Source organism: Pedobacter sp. AJM (genome assembly GCF_002197755.1).
Taxonomy (GTDB): Bacteria; Bacteroidota; Bacteroidia; order Sphingobacteriales; family Sphingobacteriaceae; genus Pedobacter.
Map to the genome: position 1 here is coordinate 590,796 of NZ_NHOT01000001.1, position 17,653 is coordinate 608,448.

The window sequence follows — 17,653 nt, forward strand, 5'->3', positions numbered from 1 at the left end:
ACCATATGAAATGAATAGCTTTGACAGCCTTTATTAGCAAATCCTTATAAAAGTTGTCAAAACTAAGATCTTTAAAACTGACGAAGTCTTGCTGAGCACTCGCTTTTGAGACTTCGCCAGTTGGCTATTTAGCTTAAAAAATATATTTCGTACTTAAGAAATTGGAATCATTTCCATTTACAATCTCATTCAGTAATTTCTTGTTGTCATCCGTAAATTTGGTAGCCACCAATGAACGAATAGAAAAAGAACGCAAAGCATCAACTACAGAAAGCGTTCCCTCGGCACTGTCTTTTCTTCCTGTAAAAGGAAATGCATCCGGCCCACGCTGGCACTGGCAGTTAATGTTCACTCTACTCACCTGGTTTACCAAAGGATCAATCAGTGAAGAAATCACCGCAGCATTATTACTGAAAATACTCACTTGCTGTCCGTGTGGCGATCCAATTAAGTATTCAATAGGCTCTTCCAGATCATCAAATGGAACCACCGGCACAATCGGACCAAACTGTTCTTCACGATATAATTTCATATTGCTGTTTACCGGATAAACAATTGCCGGATAAACGAACGTTTCGAAGGTTTGTCCGCCATTTTTGTTTACCACTTTCGCTCCGTGTACAATGGCATCATCAATACATTCTTTCAGGTATTCAGGTTTATTTAACTCCGGAAGCGGGGTAAGATTTACACCTTTCTCCCAGGGCATTCCGAATTTCAGTTTCTCCACTTCTGCAGATAAACGTTTTAAAAATTCCTGTGCCAGGCTGCGGTGCACATATATAATTTTAAGTGCGGTACAACGCTGTCCGTTGAATGATAGAGCGCCAAGAACCGTTTCAGAAACGGCTAAATCCAGATCAGCATCTTTGGTGATAATGGCTGCATTTTTTGCATCTAAACCTAAAATTGCACGCAAACGATTCACTTTGGGATGCAATTTCTTCAGTTCATTAGCCACCTTACTTGAGCCGATCAAGGTTAATACATTAATTTTTCCCGACTTCATTAAACCCGGAACAATTGTATTTCCACGGCCATAAATGGTGTTTACCACCCCCTTTGGAAAACTAGACCGGAAAGCCTCCAATAAAGGATAATGCAATAGGGTACCATGTTTAGGTGGTTTGAATAAAAGCGTATTGCCCATGATCAAAGCAGGAATCAGGGTCGTGAACGTTTCATTTAAGGGATAATTAAACGGGCCCATACAAAGCACCACGCCTAGTGGTGAACGGCGAACCTGTGCCACAATGCCTTGCTCAATCTCAAAACGGGAAGATTGACGGTCGATATCTTTCAGCGCATCAATCGTGGCATAGATGTATTCCACTGTACGGTCAAATTCTTTAACCGAATCGGCATAAGATTTACCGATTTCCCACATGATGAGTTTGGCAACAATTTCTTTTTGCTCGATCATTTTGTGGGTAAAATTTTCTACGCAGGTGATGCGGTCAGCTACACTCATAGTTGGCCATTGTCCGCGGCCATTGTCGTAAGCCGCAACAGCAGCATCCAAGGCTTCGGTAGATTCTTTTTCCGTACAAACCGGAAAACTACCAATCCGCTTCCGCTGGTAACCTTCAGGCGTTTTTACGCAAACCGGAGAGAAAACCTCGTTGAAAGGTCCGTTCCAGGTTTTCATTTCACCGTTCGACAGAAACGCTCTCTGATTAATTTCTTCTTTCAGCCTGAATTCATCCGGAATCTGGCTTTCTTCAACGAAAATACTTTCAAGATCTAGCATGGTGTTCAATTGGTCATTTATTAAGATTTATAATTTAGTTTAATCCAGTTCTATCACTTTGTATTTTGGAACGAGAAATTTCATCACTGTCCAGGCGATTACATAGGCAATGGCACAAAATGCAAACATAATGGTATAGCCGGTTTGAATATGGCCCAAGGCTTTATAATGATCGAATAAAGCGCCACCTGCTTTTGAAACAATAACGCCACCCAAACCACCCGCCATTCCGCCGATTCCGATAATGGAACCTACCGCTTTTTTAGGAAACATGTCAGAAACAGTTGTAAAAATATTTGCAGACCAGGCCTGATGTGCCGATGCGCCAATACCTATAAGGATAACGGGAATCCAGAAAGTATAATGACCTAAAGGTTGCGCCAGGAGCACGACCAAAGGAAATAATGCAATCACAAACATGGCTTTCATTCTGCCTTCATATACATTATATCCCTTTTTCAGAAAATAGGCCGGGAACCATCCACCACCAACACTTCCAATCATGGTCATGCTGTAGAGGATAAATAAAGGAAAAGAGATGGATGTACCTTCCATGCCATACTGTGCTTTAAGATAGGACGGTAGCCAGAACAGGAAAAACCACCAAACACCATCGGTCATAAACTTACCGAAAGTAAAAGCCCAGGTTTGTTTGTAACCCAGCAGTTTAAACCACGACACTTTTTTGGCTTCGGTTTCAGATTCTGTAGGCACAATTACCTGCTCATCTGTGTCACACAGGATGTATTCAAGTTCAGGTTTCTTCAATCGTTTTTGCTCTTCCGGTTTATCATAAAATATAAACCAGAAAATCAGCCATAAAAACCCCACCCCGCCAATAATCAGAAAGGCAGTTTCCCAGCCCCAGGCTTCGGCAATATAGGGTACGGTTGCCGGCGCAAGGATAGCACCAACATTGGCTCCGGAATTGAAAATCCCGGTGGCCAGAGAACGTTCTTTTTTAGGGAAATATTCTGCCGTAGCTTTGATGGCTGCCGGAAAGTTTCCCGATTCACCAAAACCCAGCACTGCCCGTGATACAATAAACCCCAACACCGAAACTGATATGCTGGTAATGCCAATCAAGGCCAGTAAGGAGGAAACAGCCTCCCCAACCGGAATGGCTTTTGCATGCAGGATTGCCCCTAAAGACCATACAATGATTGCGATGGCATAACCCCATTTGGTACCCAGCTTATCGATAATTCTTCCGGCGAAAAGCATGGAAATGGCATAAACAAACTGAAAGGCTGCCGTGATGTTAGCATAATCGGAGTTTGTCCAGCCAAATTCAGTTTCAAGCTTGCCCGAAAGCAAACTTAATACCTGGCGATCTAAATAATTTACGGTAGTAGCAAAAAACAGCAGGGCACATATTGTCCACCTGTATTTGCCAATCTTGGTACGGTTCATTTGGTTAGTTGTTAAGTTATTTGCTCTGCTTGATCAGATCGAGCGCTAGTTTTGTGTTTTCAGAAAGCTCCTCATAAAGCCCTTTATTCATGACCTCTTTACTGATCAATTTGCTGCCCATCCCCACGGCGCAAACCCCTGCTTTAAACCAGGTTTTCAGGTTATCGGCATTAATTTCCACACCACCTGTTGGCATAAAAAGCTGACCAGCGAAAAGATCTTTAATGGAAGAAATAAATTCAGGCCCTAAGATATTGGCCGGGAAGATTTTAATCAGCATGGCCTTATGTTCCTGTGCGATGCTGATTTCGGTAGGTGTCATACAACCCGGAATCCAGAGCATCCCTATTTTATTCGCAATTTCTGCTACTGCAGGATTAACAATTGGCGCTACAATAAAATCTGTTCCTGCCTCAATAAAAGCATTTGCATCAGCTGGTGTTTTAATGGTTCCAATGCCCAGATAAAGATCGGGCATTTCTGCATCTCTGATTTCTTTAAGCTTTTTAAAATTTGGCAAAGCTGATTTTCCACGATTGGTATATTCAAACACGCGAACACCGGCTTTATATAACGTACGTAATATTTCTACACTCCCTGTTTCACTATCCTGGTAAAAAAGTGGCAGCATGCCTTGTTCTAAAATGGCATCTAAAATCTTGTGTTTGTTACTAATCATGGTGTATTATTCTTTTTTCAATATCCGCCACAGTGCTGGTGGTGGCATCGCTTGGGATGTATAATTTATCGTAAGCCGCTGCGGTGGCAAAATTTAGGGTTTCAGCTACCGGAAGATGGTTGTAAAAACCATAAATCAATCCGGCCATAAAACAATCGCCACTGCCTACCTTATCTAGAATCTCATCAGAAACATATTCTGGCGAAACGGTTAATTCATCATTACTGTAAATGGCTGTATAATACCTGATGCCCTTCCCATGATCAAAACGAAAGGTATTGGCAACGACCTTACATGCCGGAAACAAACTTAATATTTCTTTGGAGGTATCAGTAGCTTGTTGCAGTAACGTTTCCTTTGCATAGCCTTCTGTTGGCAACAAATCTTCGTGAAGTGCCGTGCCCAGCATTTTATTTGCTGCCCATACGTTGCCCATAATCAGGGTGCAGTATTTAGCCAGTTCCGGAAGGATATCGATTGGCTCTTTCCCATATTTCCAGAGTTTGGCCCTGTAATTTAAATCCAGAGAAATGGTGATGTTCTTTTCGCTGGCTACCTTTAAAGCTTCCAGACAAACATCTGCTATAGATTGATTAACCGCCGGACAAATCGCGCTAAAATGAAACCAGGTTACCCCCTCAAAAACATCATCCCAATTGATCTGACCTACTTTTAAATTGGCATAAGCAGAATTAGCCCGATCATAGATTACGCCGGCATTTTTTAAATCTTTTCCTTTCGTAAGATAATATAAACCCAAACGGTCGCCATGAAAAACCATAGACCCGGTATCAACATTTCTCTCATTAAGATAGCCAACAATATCCTGCGTAACTGAATTTTCAGGCATGGCAGACAGATAAGCAGAGGGCACTTGCCAAAGTGCCAGTGCAGTAGCCACATTGAGTTCTGCTCCGCCAATGTAAAAGGGCAGTTTATTCTCATTCAGCCACTGTCCATCACTATCAGGGCAGATACGTAGAAGGATTTCTCCAAAACTTAAAACTTGTTCTCCTTTTTTTATGAAGGATGCGAATTGATTACTCATGTTTTTTTCGGCTTGTTTATTCACTTTAGTTCGTATGCTAAGAACCGTTAATTATTTAGGTTTGTGCTGACAGAAAGCGAGGTGCTGAATTAAAAAGTAAAGTAATTTTTTGCGTTAAAGTACGAAATATCCTGCACTATTTTACCCACCCAATCCAAATCGTCAGGCAATTCGCCATTCTCTATATCTTCGGCAAAAAGGTTACAGATTATCCTGCGGAAGTATTCATGTCGCGGAAAAGACAGAAAACTTCTGGAATCAGTTAACATCCCAACAAGGCGGCTCAGAAGCCCCATATTTGATAAGGCATTTAGCTGTTTAATCATGCCGTCTTTCTGATCCAGAAACCACCATGCCGATCCAAACTGCACTTTACCAGCGATTGATCCATCGTTAAAATTGCCAATCATGGTGGCAATTAATTCATTGTCTGCCGGATTTAAATTGTAAATAATGGTTTTTGCCAGTTGATCCTGATTATCTAAACGGTTTAAAAACTTAGACAGCATTCTGGCCTGAGAAAAATCGCCGATAGAATCCCATCCTGTATCCGGACCAAGCTGGCGCAGCATCCGGGCGTTGTTGTTGCGCAAAGCCCCCAAATGATATTGTTGCACCCAGCCTTTTTCATGGTCCCACTCGGCAAAACAGATCAGCATGGCTGATTTAAATTTCAGGTTTTCCTCGTAAGAAATTTCTTGTTTACTTCTGATTTTTTCAAAAATGGAAGTGATTTCCTGATCGGTATAATCCTCGGCATAAATCTGCTCCAAACCGTGATCTGAAACGGAACAGCCGTTCGCAGCGAAGTAATCATGACGGCTTTTTAAGGCATTGAGATAATCCTGAAAACTGCTGATCGATGTCCCAACCACACTTTCTAACTTATCGATGTATTCATTTAAACCCGTCACATCGTCACTATTCATGGCCTTATCCGGACGGAAAGCAGGCAACATCTTTAAAGCCACCCCTTCTTGAGCCAGCTGCTGATGAAAATTCAAGCTATCTAATGGATCGTCAGTAGTGCAAACGGCTTCGACATTCATCTTCGCCAGCAAACCACGCACTGAATATGCTGGTGTTTGCAGTTTAGCCGAACATTCATCGTAAATTTTACGGGCTGTTTTGCCTGATAAAATATCGGTGATCCCGAAATAACGTTGCAATTCCAGGTGTGTCCAGTGGTATAAAGGATTACGTAAGGTATAAGGAACAGTTTCTGCCCATTTTTCGAATTTTTCAAAATCTGATGCATCGCCAGTGATGTATTTTTCATCTACACCGTTGGCACGCATCGCCCTCCATTTGTAATGGTCACCAGCCAGCCAGACCTGTGTAATATTCTCGAACTGTTTATCGTTCGCAATCTGATCAGGAATAAGGTGATTGTGGTAATCAATAATGGGCAACGATTTTGCAAAATCATGGTAAAGCTTTTCAGCTGTTTTGCTTTGCAAAAGAAAATTTTCGTCTAAAAATGGTTTCATTCTATTTGATTTGAGACATTAGATTTGAGATGATCAAAACGCCTGTCTATTCATTTCATTTATTAATAATCTTTGATGTTTTGTGAAGACACAGAACACTAACTTCTTATGGTATTTATCCTCATTGAGCAGTACGACATTTTAATTTCGAAAGAAATGACTTTGTATCTCGCAATGACGGTTTTTACGCCAGAGACTTAGGACTAAAGACTTCTGACGCTAGACTCCCGACTAATGACTCTGTACTACAAACTCACTCCCCGTTTCCATGGAATAAAATCATCCTGGTTTAAGAGGACTGCTTTCGGAATTACCTCACCACTGGCTGCTTTAATACAATATTCTAAAATATCTTCGCCCATTTGTTCGATGGTTTTTTCCCCTTCAATTACCGGCCCGCAGTTGATATCGATAATATCGCCCATGCGTTTGGTTAAAGCGTTATTGGTAGACACTTTTATGGTAGGACAAACCGGGTTTCCTGTCGGCGTTCCCAATCCGGTTGTAAACAAAATAAGCGTTGCACCTGAAGCAGCCTTACCAGTGGTGGCTTCCACATCATTACCGGGCGTACAAACCAGGTTTAAGCCGGGCTTGGTGGCAGGTTCGGTGTAATCAAGCACATCTTCTACCGGCGATGTTCCGCCTTTCTTCGCCGCACCTGTACTTTTAATGGCATCCGTAATTAAGCCATCTTTAATATTTCCAGGTGATGGATTCATGAAAAAGCCCGAGCCCACGTTTTCTGCAGCCTGGTTATAAGCTGTCATCAGCTGGATAAATTTACGGGCCGCAGTTTCATCTTTTGTGCGATCAATTAACTGTTGCTCGGCACCACAAAGCTCCGGGAATTCAGCTAAAAGTATGGTTCCGCCCAGGGCCACCAATAAATCTGAAGTATAACCCACTGCCGGGTTGGCGCTGATGCCGCTAAAGCCATCGCTTCCGCCACATTTCACGCCTAATACCAGTTTGCTTAAAGGTGCTGGCTGACGTTCAATTTTATTGATCTCCGTTAAACCGATAAAGGTTTTCCTGATCGCTTCTTTTACCAATTGTTCTTCACTTTGCGATTGCTGCTGCTCGAAAATAAACATTGGTTTATCGAAATTCGGCGAACGTTGTTTTAAGTCATCCACAAAATCCTGCACCTGTAAATTCTGGCAGCCCAAGCTTAAAACAGTAACTCCAGCCACATTCGGATGATCTGCATAAGCAGCTAAAAGCTTGCTTAATGTCGCTGCATCCTGACGGGTACCGCCACATCCTCCATGGTGGTTTAAAAACTTAATGCCATCTACATTTTTGAAAATACGATTGGCTACATGATTGGCCTGTCCGATAGTGGTGGTATCAGCCTCGCTTAAATCTTCACCATTTTTATAAGCCTCTACCAGATGATGAGCGTATGATTTGTATTTATCAGTAACGGCATAACCCAACTCATTGTGCAGTGCTTCACGGATCACATCCAGGTTACGGTTTTCGCAGAATACCGTTGGAATAAATAACCAGTAATTTGCTGTACCCACGCGACCGTCATTACGGATGTACCCGTTAAAGGTCCTAGCTGCAAATTTAGAAACATCAGGTGCACGCCACTCATAATGGTAGGGTTTAAATTCATATGGATCTGAAGCATGTTTGGTATTTTCAGTATCCATTAACCCACCTTTAAGGATAAAATGTTGCGCTTTACCTACCAAAACGCCATACATGATGATGTGATCACCTGCATTCATATCCTGCATGAAAAACTTATGCTTCGCCTGAATATCATCCTGTAAAACATATTCATCTCCATCGTAAATAATGGTTTCGCCCTTTGTTAAATTTTGTAAGGCTACCAGCACATTATCATTGGGATGGATTTTTAAAATTCTAGTCACCATTTTTAATTTGTTCTTTCTTGATGCAAGTTACTTAAAGTTTCCTTTGCACCTTTATTTTGTAATTGTTCTACGTAAGATTTTACAGCTGCATTAAAACCAGGATAATTATTTAAGTTTTTATCCCACAAACGTCGATCTCCAAGCGTACTATCTACTACGGTTTCAGGGTTTTTCCAGTAACCGTGAAGCACTTCAGCAAATTCATCCTGCGTAGTGTACCTTTTTCCATTAACGGTGGATAAATATTGGCCGCCATCCTGAGTAACATTCATGAAAACGATGTAGGCAGCAACACCGAGCGCAGTGCGCTGAGGCACCTGGTTATGAAGTGCATAATATTTTCTAATCAAAGGCATATTACGCATCTGCAATTTCTGGGTATAGTTTAGCGTAATGGCATGCCATTGATGGTCTAAAAACGGATTACTGAAACGATCGACCACACTTTTAGCAAAAGCGAGGGCTTCATCTTTGGTAATGTCTTCATTTTCTACTGCCGGTACAATTTCTTCCTGCATTAGTTTCAACACGTGTTTAGCAAATTCTCCATCAGCCATGGCTTCTTTTACGGTATGGAAACCTGCTAAAATGGCTAACCCACAGCTAATGGTATGCGTTCCGTTTAACAAACGGAGTTTCAGCTCTTTAAATTTATCAATGGAGGGTACAATAAAAATGCCTTTATCTGCTGAAGCAAACGATAAAATTTCTTTCACTTTCTCACTTGATGATTCAATTGCCCAAAGCCTGAACGGCTCAGCCATGATCATCAATCTATCAGTATACCCGAGTGCATCTTCCATGCTTTGCTGTGCTTCTGCCGGCAGCTTTCCGGGCACAATCCGGTCTACCAGCGTTTTGCAGAAATGATTAGCTGTTCTCAACCAGTTTTCGAAATCCCAACCCAGTTTATTCTGAATAGCCAGATCGAGTACAATTTCTTTTAATTTATCTGCATTATCACTAATAAGTTCTGTTGGCACAATTACCATCCCGCTTTCCTCCGATCCGTTGAAGGCTTTATATCTTTCATGTAAGAAAGCCAACAGTTTACCTGGAAAGGATTGCGGTGGCGCATCCGTAATTTTATCTTCACTTTTTACAATTCCAACTTCAGTTGTATTTGAAATCACAACCTTCATCTCGGGCTGATGTGCCGTTTTTAAAACTTCTGCCCATTCAGATGTTGCTGATAATACACGGCTTATGGCTGCATTGATCATGTTTTCTTCCACTTCGTTACCATTTTCAATCCCTTTAACACAAAGTGTATACAAGTTATCCTGATTAGCAAATTCATCTGCGCCGGCTTTAGCTGTTGTTTTAACCAATACTACTCTTCCGTTAAAAATGCCCTGATGATTGGCCTGATCAATAAAATAATCCGGCAAGCCACGTAACAAAACGCCGGTTCCGAATTGGATTACCCGCTCTGGCAACTCCAACATTTCAGCGGTTGGCTTTTTCACCTTTTCTTCGCTAATGTTCTTTAAATTTTCTTTGTTTAGAATCATGTTCACATCATTTCGTCCTCTCGGGAAACGAGCCATCTTTAACGGTAAAATCCCTACCTGTAGTTTAAGATTGCTTCCTTCCACGCAATGACAAGTCTTATTTTTATTTAATTTCCGTTAGCAGCCAACCACTTCGGGTATTCTTTTTCTATCAATTTTTGTCCCCAGTTACCATACCAGGCATAACCATTCCTTCTTTCCGGACTTAATTCTTCCAGCTTTGATTTTATGGAATTATCGCGGTCGCCAAAAAGGGGTACGTTCTTATCTAAATCATAAAAGCGTGCCCAAACCATTCCTGATGGATCGGCGATTAGCGCGGCTGTTTTTCCTTTTTCCCTGTCGAAACGATAGCCTGTTATTTTATAAGTATCGAACCATTTTATTGCGGCGGCTATTGCTGCTTTTACCTCATTAGATGGGTTTTGAATACGCATGAGAAAACGAACAATACCAACTGATTCACTTGTACTTAAAGAAGCTGGCTCAAAATTCCGGGCTTTTGCCGGTAACATCGAGTCTTTATCATATTGTGCTGCCCAAATGGTGCGCACACCTTGTTGTTTTACCTGAGTTTCCAACATGCATTGAGTTCCTTTTACAATGGCCTTTTTAACTTTCGGAAGATACTTTGGGTTAACGACTTCGAAATCATTTTTCCCACTGGCAATGTCTTGTAAAATATTCAGCACATTGACCATTGCATCATCATTGTATGTAATTTCCGAACGGTAGGAAGATTGATCGGGATAATACTGAGGCCAGCCACCATTATCATATTGAGCCGCCAGCATATAATCCAGCCCTTTTTCTGCAGCTATCAGGTAAGTTTTGTTCTGCGTTTTTTTATAGGCTTTTACCAGGTAAACGACTTCCCGGCTGGTCGCCTTATTATCAAATGTAGCATGCTTATCTTCAGTGGCTTTTATTCTGGCAAGCAATGCAGGTGTTAAGTCTGCACCATAATTGACAACACTCTTATCTTCCAGTTGCTTTGGCCAGCCGCCGTTTCCTAACTGATAAACCAACATTTTTTCTGCGGTTGAATCGGTTCGCATTTGTGCATAGCAAGATGCCAGCAGGAAACAACAGATAACGGTTAATAATAATTTTATGCTCATTTTGTTGTTCTTTTATTAACCAAAATCATGAACTGAATTAAACTGTTTTCTCCTTAAGTTAAGGCCTTTAAATTCTTATTTCTTAACCGGTACCTGCTTGATTAACCAGTTCACCAAATCGTTGGTTGCCTTAAAATTTTCAAATTCTGCGGGCAATTTTCTTCCATCGATATATTCATTGTAGAACCATGGATCGCCAACGGCGAATACCGTTCCTTTGCCATATTTTGCTGTCGCGATAATTACATCACCTTTATCGGTTAGCGCAGCAACTGCAGGCATTTTGGCAACGATGGTTGAAATTTCTTTGATGTACACTTTTTTCGCTGTTTTGAAAATCGAATTTCCTGCCGGGATTTTGATTGCACCCTGTTCAAAATTTGAGCCTTGTACTTTGTTCCGGCTATCCTCATTAAATTTAATTCCGAAGGATTCTGGCAATACATTAAATTTAGTGATCTCGCAATTGCCCACATCATTAAGCAATAGCACTAAAACGCCGCCAGCTTTCACCCATTCGCTCACTTGTTTGGCGTGTTCGGCATTCATGAAATTTGGATTTGCTGTTTCCTTTTCGGTATCCGGATCAACAATAATATAAATATTATTGCCTTTTAAATTCGCTGTGGTTGGCGCAACTTTTAAGGTTGAGGTTTTTACACCTGCATCGTTAAAAACCTTTCCAAGCAAAGAAAATCCATTGTTATCATCTTCGTTCCAAAGGTAATGGAAGGGGATTTTATCACCGGCTGGGCCGGTCATGTACTCGTTGTTAAAGAAATTGTCGACCGTAACGGTAAGGCCTTTTCCAGTTTTAGGCAATGCGGCTATTTCCATTTCGGCGGCTGCACAAATAAAAGCCCCAACGCCTTTCGGATCATTGGTAATCACTTTCTCACTGATGTAATATTCAAAGCTGCCATCACGGTATTTTGGCTTTCCGCCTAAACCAGAAACAGAAACGGTTTTAGTCAGGTTTACCCTTTCATCACCAGCCTTTTCAATAAATTCTTTCTTTAAACCGGCATAACCTTTACTTGCTGCAGCCATAAAATTTTGTGGTAACCAGCCTTTGCGAACACCTTTAGCTAAACCATACACAAACATACTCGATGCGGAACTTTCCAGGTAATTGCCTTTTTTAGCGGGCAGGTTGAGGATATCAAACCAAACCCCTGATTTAGCATCCTGAACTTTTACTGCAGCGGTGGCTGTACGGTTTAAAATGGCCAATAATTCTTTTCGTTTCGGATGATTTTCAGGAAAATTATCCAATACATCAACCAAAGCCATCATGTACCAACCCATTGCCCGCCCCCAGAAGTGCGGCGATAAGCCTGTTTTCTTATCTGCCCATCTTTCGGTCCTGCTTTCATCATAACCATGGTATAAGAGACCTGTTTTCAGATCGCGAGCATTTTTTTCCATCCAGATAAACTGATTGGCAATATCATCATAAGCAGCATCTTTTTTCATCAGACGAGCATATTCCGCGTAAAAAGGCTCGCCCATATACAAGCCATCAAGCCACATCTGGTTGGGATAAATTTTCTTATGCCAGAAGCCCCCCTCTTTCGTTCGCGGCTGTTGCTGCAACTGATCATAAAGTTTATTTGCTGCCAGAAGGTATTTTTGCTGCCCGGTAACTTTATACAACAGCAGAAGCGAACGCCCGTTTTTAATATTGTCGATGTTAAAATCTTCCGCCTTGTAAGTAGCAATATTTCCTTCCTTATCTAAATAAGCGTCCATAGATGACTGGATGTATTTAAAATAGTCACCGTTTCCGGTATTGCGCCAAACGGCAGCGGCACCTTCAAGCACTACACCCATATCGTATGTCCACTTCGGACCTTTCGCACCTTTTAGTACAGCAGTATCCTGAAACAATTTCTCCATTGCAGTCCTGGTTAACTGTTCAGAAAGTTTCTTTTGTGCAAAACCTGTCAGCGATAATACTGAACATCCCAGAAATGCGATTGCGGTATATAAAACTGATTTCTTCTTCATTATTTTGAAATCTCTAATGCATTTTTATTGACTTCAGCAGCACTGCTGGATACCTTTTTTGCTTTTGAAGCATCTGTGCCGCTTACTTTAATTCCTTTTGATTTATCGCCGGCTACATTAAATAATAATTCGGCACCGTTTTTATACTGGAGTTTATCGATATTGATATTGGAGCTGTTCTGAATATTCACAACCGGGTTAGAGTTATCGGTAATCACCTTTACATTCTTTAAAAAGATGCCTGTTGCTTCAATGATTTCAATGCCTTCTTTAGCCTTAATGGTTACATTTTCCAGGTGAATGTCTTTGATATTCATTTCTGGCAAACCCCTGAAAAAGATGGCTTTTTCAGCACCATTCGCCACCACATCTTTGATATAAAAATTTCTGAACTGTGGTGTAGCTTCTGTAACCGGAATCATGACACTTTTTATGGCCTCACGTTTTTCACCCGCCAGCACAATGGGATCAACGGCGGCATAATACATATCAAACAGGATGGCCTCACCCGGAATATCAATCATGTTGATGTTATTTACATAAATATTTTCTACAATTCCACCACGCCCACGTGTTGTTTTAAAGCGTAAGCCAATATCGGTACCAATAAAAGAACAATCATATACCCAGATATTTTTAGCACCACCGCTCATTTCACTTCCTATAACGAAACCGCCATGCGCATGGTATACTACATTATTTCTTACAATTACATTTTCTGTTGGTACACCACGCTGGCGTCCGGCTTCATCTCTGCCAGATTTAATGCAGATTCCATCATCACCAACATCAAAAGTGCTGCCTTCAATTAATACATTTTTACAGGATTCTACATCTACCCCATCACCATTTTGTGCATACCAGGGGTTTTTCACCTGAAGATTTCTCAAGGTTAAATCTTCACAAAGCAGGGGATGCAGGTTCCAGGCGGGTGAGTTTTGAAAAGTAACCCCTTCTAAAAGGATGGTTTTACAATTGGTGAGCACGAGCAGATTCGGACGGAGAAAATCTTTGATATCTTCATAATCCTTTGCTGTTTTACCTGATTCAATGACGCCTGCATTTTTGGTATTTGAGCCCTTAACGGTTTTAGCCGACGGGTACCACATTTTGCCATCTTCGCGAACAATTCCACCGGAAGCAACCAGGTTTTTCCATTGGGATTCTGTTAACTTATCTTTTTTTACCATGCGCCACGCGCCACCGTTCCCATCAATAATGCCGGTTCCGGTAATGGCAATGTTTTCCAGGTTTGTTCCTGAAATCGGACTTTGGTTGCGCCAAGCCGGCCTGCCTTCCCAATTTCCTTCCACCAGTTTATATTGATTGAAATCAGCTGTAAACTGAAGAATAGCATCTCTTTTTAAATGAAGATTCACGTTACTTTTCAGTTCTATAGGCCCGGTAAGCCATAAACCTGAAGGGATTACCACCACTCCGCCACCTTTCTGGCTGACACTGCTTATGGTTTTATTGATGCTTTCTGTATTTAAAGCTATGCCATCACCTTTAGCGCCAAAATTAACAATACTGGTGGTATCATTTTTAATTTTAACTTGGCGGATAACTGGTAAACTCGTTTTTTGCTGGGCTTTTGTTATACCAGCACTACAAATAAGGATAAAGGCGAGGGCTATTTTAGAATGGCATAAACTTCCAGAAATATATTTCATTATTTGCGCGGTTAAATTATACTTGGTTATTGTAATAACAAGTGTACGTTGTTTGCCTTTAAAAGCGAAGAGAAATCTATGCAAACGTTGCCGGAGAAAAGCATCAGATACCTGCCATACAAACAATTAAAAATCTGAAATACAAATCCTTACATACATTATTTTTGTTCAGGATTCCATCCGCGGAAAACGTTTTCCATAATGTAACTTTTATACGCCTCATTGCTGAGCTGATGAGACCATTTCACCCGCTTTTCAGGCCGGGCACCTTTGCCGCTGTTTTGATATTCAGCATAATAAGCGGTTTGTTCATTGCTTTCTTTCCCCCAGTTATCCCAGCCTTCAGGTCGAATCAGTGCCGGAAGCTCACAGTTTAAAAATACCACCTTTGCATAAGGCCGCCACGGACGCCCCAGATAAAAGCTGTTTTCAGGCGCATCGCCTTTGATTGTACATTGGTTAAAAACATAGCCAAATTTAGTCGTATCAGCAGTTGATGCGGCGGTAATGTAACCTTGCTTTTTGCAAAAAAGCGTACATCTTTCAAACCAGGCAGTAGCAGAACCAAAGATAAAATCTACCGTTCCTTCAATGTAGCAGTTTTTATAAAATTGCCGGTTATTCCCGCCGTAAGTATAAAGCGTATCCTGAAACCCCAGAAACCGGCAGTTTATGAAAGCAGATTTATCGCCACCTGCCCAAACGGCAACAGCTTGTCCCACCGGACCGGATGAATTTTCGAACGTGATATTTTCTGCAGAAAATCCTTCACCATAAATATAAAAACTTGATGAACCTGATGTGCCCTTATCTTCTCCAAAAATATTCTTCTTTTGTGCAAAATCATCATACGTTAGAATGGTTTCATTTAAACTTTCGCCAACCAGCCTCACGTTCTTTTTAGATGCGGCCAGGATCAATTTTTCTTTATAGATTCCTTTTTTTATAAAAATAGTGGTGATTTTATTTCTAAAATCCGGCACTGCATGAATGGCTTCCTGCACCGTTTTGAAATCGCCACCTCCCTTTGCATCGACCACAAAATCTGGTTTGGCATCAATGGCATTTGCAGTGCAGGAAAACGCAACAAACAGTACTAGAATAATGAATTTCATATTGGGATCTGGTTAGGCATCAATTAAAATCGGCCACGTAAATAAAGTATAAACTTAATCACGCAGCCGGGCTTTAACAAATATATGATAGACAATTTTAAACATTAATAATGATCGTAAAGAAGAAAAGTCAACAATAAAGATCGCAAACGATGTCGGGAACGATTGCACAGTATCGTCTTGATCAAAAATAAAAAAAGGCTTAATCTTGTTAGTTGGCTAATCTGCAGGCTTGATTATATAAATAGCCAAAGATTTAATGCGATAATACTAACCATATATCAATCATCATGATGAAATATTTCCTGAAATTCATACTTGTAACGGGCCTTTGCTTCCACGCATTGGCACAGTCTCAGAATAATAGTGATATCTCAAAAGTTTGGATAGCTGATCAGGGCAATGGTACTTATCAAAACCCGGTTATTTATGCCGATTATTCTGATCCGGATGCCATCCGTGTGGGCAATGATTTCTATCTGATTGCTTCAAGCTTTGATGCCGTTCCGGGCTTGCCCATTCTTCATTCAAAAGACCTCGTTAATTGGAAAATTATTGGTCATGCTTTAAAGAGGCAACCTCCATTTGATCATTTTGAAAAAACACAGCATGGTAATGGTGTTTGGGCACCCTCTATCAGGTACCGAAATGGTGAATTTTATATTTATTATCCCGATCCGGATTTTGGCATTTATCTAACTAAAGCAAAAAACATTACAGGAGAGTGGTCTGACCCGAAATTAGTGGCTGCCGGAAAAGGTTTGATCGATCCTTGTCCGTTTTGGGATGAAGATGGAAAAGCCTACCTCGCCTATGCTTATGCCGGAAGCCGTGCCGGAATTAAAAGTGTTTTAGCCGTAATGCCGCTTACTGCTGATGGAACCAAAGCTACCGGGACGGGTAGAATTGTTTATGACGGACATGAATCAGACCCGACCATTGAAGGACCTAAATTTTATAAACGTAATGGCTTTTATTACTTATTTGCTCCTGCTGGCGGGGTCTCTACTGGCTGGCAATTGGTATTAAGAAGTAAAAATATTTATGGTCCCTATGAAAGAAGGGTAGTGATGGATCAGGGAAAATCAACAGTTAACGGGCCACATCAGGGTGCCTGGGTTAACACACCAACCGGCGAAGACTGGTTCCTCCATTTTCAGGATCAAGATGCTTATGGAAGAGTGGTTCATTTACAGCCCATGAAATGGACAAATAACTGGCCGATAATTGGTACTGACCAGGATAATGATGGCATTGGAGAACCGGTCATGATTTATAAAAAACCAAATGTTGTCCAAACTTATCCGATGAGTACGCCAGTAGAAAGTGATGAATTCAATGCAACAGATTTAGGCTTGCAATGGCAGTGGCAGGCCAACCCGCAGCCTACATGGATGTTTACCGATGCAGGTAAAGGTGTTCTGAAATTGTATACTGCAAAAATTCCGGAAGAAGCGAAGAACTTGTGGGATGTGCCCAATTTACTGATGCAGAAATTTCCTGCAGAAGAATTTACGGTCACGACTAAAGTAAATTTTAAACCGAATCCAAAACTCGAAAATGAACAAACCGGATTAGTGATAATGGGTAGAAGCTATGCTAAAATCAGTGTTAAAAGTAAAAATGACGGACTTTATCTGATGTTTGGCATTTGCCAGAGTGCAGATAAGGGAAAAGCCGAAAGCGAAAAAGAAATTGCCAAACTTAAATCAGGCCAGGTTTATATGAAGGTAACAGTTGTTAAAGGTGCTAAATGTCAGTTTAGTTTTAGTGAAGATGGCATCATGTTTAAACATGTTGGTGATGAATTTCAGGCTACAGCCGGACAATGGATTGGTGCAAAAGTAGGCTTGTACGCCATAAGGGATACACAAACCAATGATGCCGGAATAGCAGAGTATGATTGGTTCAGAATTGATAAATTAAAATAACTGCGGTATATGAAAAA

General features: G+C 41.1%; 12 protein-coding genes. 1 reads left to right on the plus strand and 11 read right to left on the minus strand.

Annotated features, from left to right (window positions below; all coding sequences use genetic code 11):
* Positions 1–133: 133 nt before the first annotated feature.
* From CBW18_RS02505 to CBW18_RS02555, 11 genes are all read right to left on the minus strand, one after another.
* Positions 134–1,750: an NADP-dependent glyceraldehyde-3-phosphate dehydrogenase gene (locus CBW18_RS02505; RefSeq protein WP_088299658.1), complete on the minus strand. Its 1,617-nt coding sequence runs from the start codon at positions 1,748–1,750 to the stop codon at positions 134–136.
* Positions 1,751–1,789: 39 nt separating this feature from the next.
* Positions 1,790–3,163: an MFS transporter gene (locus CBW18_RS02510; RefSeq protein ID WP_088299659.1), complete on the minus strand. Its 1,374-nt coding sequence runs from the start codon at positions 3,161–3,163 to the stop codon at positions 1,790–1,792.
* A 16-nt stretch (positions 3,164–3,179) separates the two neighbouring features.
* Positions 3,180–3,842 carry a bifunctional 4-hydroxy-2-oxoglutarate aldolase/2-dehydro-3-deoxy-phosphogluconate aldolase gene (locus CBW18_RS02515; RefSeq protein ID WP_172406422.1) on the minus strand — a complete coding sequence of 221 codons (663 nt, stop codon included), beginning with the start codon at positions 3,840–3,842 and terminating at the stop codon, positions 3,180–3,182.
* Positions 3,835–4,890 carry a sugar kinase gene (locus tag CBW18_RS02520; protein ID WP_088299942.1) on the minus strand — a complete coding sequence of 352 codons (1,056 nt, stop codon included), beginning with the start codon at positions 4,888–4,890 and terminating at the stop codon, positions 3,835–3,837. The genes CBW18_RS02515 and CBW18_RS02520 overlap by 8 nt, the downstream gene beginning before the upstream one ends.
* A gap of 89 nt (positions 4,891–4,979) precedes the next feature.
* Positions 4,980–6,380: a glucuronate isomerase gene (uxaC, locus tag CBW18_RS02525; RefSeq protein ID WP_088299660.1), complete on the minus strand. Its 1,401-nt coding sequence runs from the start codon at positions 6,378–6,380 to the stop codon at positions 4,980–4,982.
* A gap of 245 nt (positions 6,381–6,625) precedes the next feature.
* The gene (locus CBW18_RS02530) at positions 6,626–8,272 is read right to left on the minus strand and encodes a UxaA family hydrolase (RefSeq protein WP_088299661.1); all 1,647 of its coding nucleotides are present in this window, start codon (positions 8,270–8,272) and stop codon (positions 6,626–6,628) included.
* A gap of 2 nt (positions 8,273–8,274) precedes the next feature.
* Positions 8,275–9,870, minus strand: coding sequence for a tagaturonate reductase (locus CBW18_RS02535; protein WP_253248945.1), 1,596 nt, complete (start codon positions 9,868–9,870; stop codon positions 8,275–8,277).
* A gap of 23 nt (positions 9,871–9,893) precedes the next feature.
* Positions 9,894–10,907, minus strand: a complete 1,014-nt coding sequence (pelA, locus tag CBW18_RS02540) for a pectate lyase (protein WP_088299662.1) — start codon at positions 10,905–10,907, stop codon at positions 9,894–9,896.
* A gap of 75 nt (positions 10,908–10,982) precedes the next feature.
* A complete protein-coding gene (locus CBW18_RS02545) occupies positions 10,983–12,917 on the minus strand; it encodes a glycoside hydrolase family 88 protein (protein WP_088299663.1) in 1,935 nt (644 codons plus the stop codon).
* On the minus strand, positions 12,917–14,590 hold the full coding sequence (locus CBW18_RS02550; RefSeq protein WP_088299945.1) for a glycoside hydrolase family 28 protein: 1,674 nt from the start codon (positions 14,588–14,590) through the stop codon (positions 12,917–12,919). The genes CBW18_RS02545 and CBW18_RS02550 overlap by 1 nt, the downstream gene beginning before the upstream one ends.
* Positions 14,591–14,748: 158 nt before the next feature.
* A complete protein-coding gene (locus CBW18_RS02555; protein WP_088299664.1) occupies positions 14,749–15,705 on the minus strand; it encodes a pectinesterase family protein in 957 nt (318 codons plus the stop codon).
* A 290-nt stretch (positions 15,706–15,995) separates the two neighbouring features.
* On the opposite strand from CBW18_RS02555, the gene CBW18_RS02560 reads away from it, so the two are divergent.
* Positions 15,996–17,636 (plus strand): glycoside hydrolase 43 family protein, encoded by a 1,641-nt coding sequence (locus CBW18_RS02560; RefSeq protein ID WP_371566105.1) that lies wholly within the window; start codon positions 15,996–15,998, stop codon positions 17,634–17,636.
* Positions 17,637–17,653: the final 17 nt, after the last annotated feature.

Coding starts and splice junctions, on each gene's coding strand:
- CBW18_RS02505 (WP_088299658.1), bottom strand. CDS start 1,750: ATGCTAGATCTTGAAAGTATTTTCGTTGAAGAAAGCCAGATTCCGGAT.
- pelA (WP_088299662.1), bottom strand. CDS start 10,907: ATGAGCATAAAATTATTATTAACCGTTATCTGTTGTTTCCTGCTGGCA.
- uxaC (WP_088299660.1), bottom strand. CDS start 6,380: ATGAAACCATTTTTAGACGAAAATTTTCTTTTGCAAAGCAAAACAGCT.
- CBW18_RS02520 (WP_088299942.1), bottom strand. CDS start 4,890: ATGAGTAATCAATTCGCATCCTTCATAAAAAAAGGAGAACAAGTTTTA.
- CBW18_RS02545 (WP_088299663.1), bottom strand. CDS start 12,917: ATGAAGAAGAAATCAGTTTTATATACCGCAATCGCATTTCTGGGATGT.
- CBW18_RS02510 (WP_088299659.1), bottom strand. CDS start 3,163: ATGAACCGTACCAAGATTGGCAAATACAGGTGGACAATATGTGCCCTG.
- CBW18_RS02530 (WP_088299661.1), bottom strand. CDS start 8,272: ATGGTGACTAGAATTTTAAAAATCCATCCCAATGATAATGTGCTGGTA.
- CBW18_RS02550 (WP_088299945.1), bottom strand. CDS start 14,590: ATGAAATATATTTCTGGAAGTTTATGCCATTCTAAAATAGCCCTCGCC.
- CBW18_RS02515 (WP_172406422.1), bottom strand. CDS start 3,842: ATGATTAGTAACAAACACAAGATTTTAGATGCCATTTTAGAACAAGGC.
- CBW18_RS02555 (WP_088299664.1), bottom strand. CDS start 15,705: ATGAAATTCATTATTCTAGTACTGTTTGTTGCGTTTTCCTGCACTGCA.
- CBW18_RS02560 (WP_371566105.1), top strand. CDS start 15,996: ATGATGAAATATTTCCTGAAATTCATACTTGTAACGGGCCTTTGCTTC.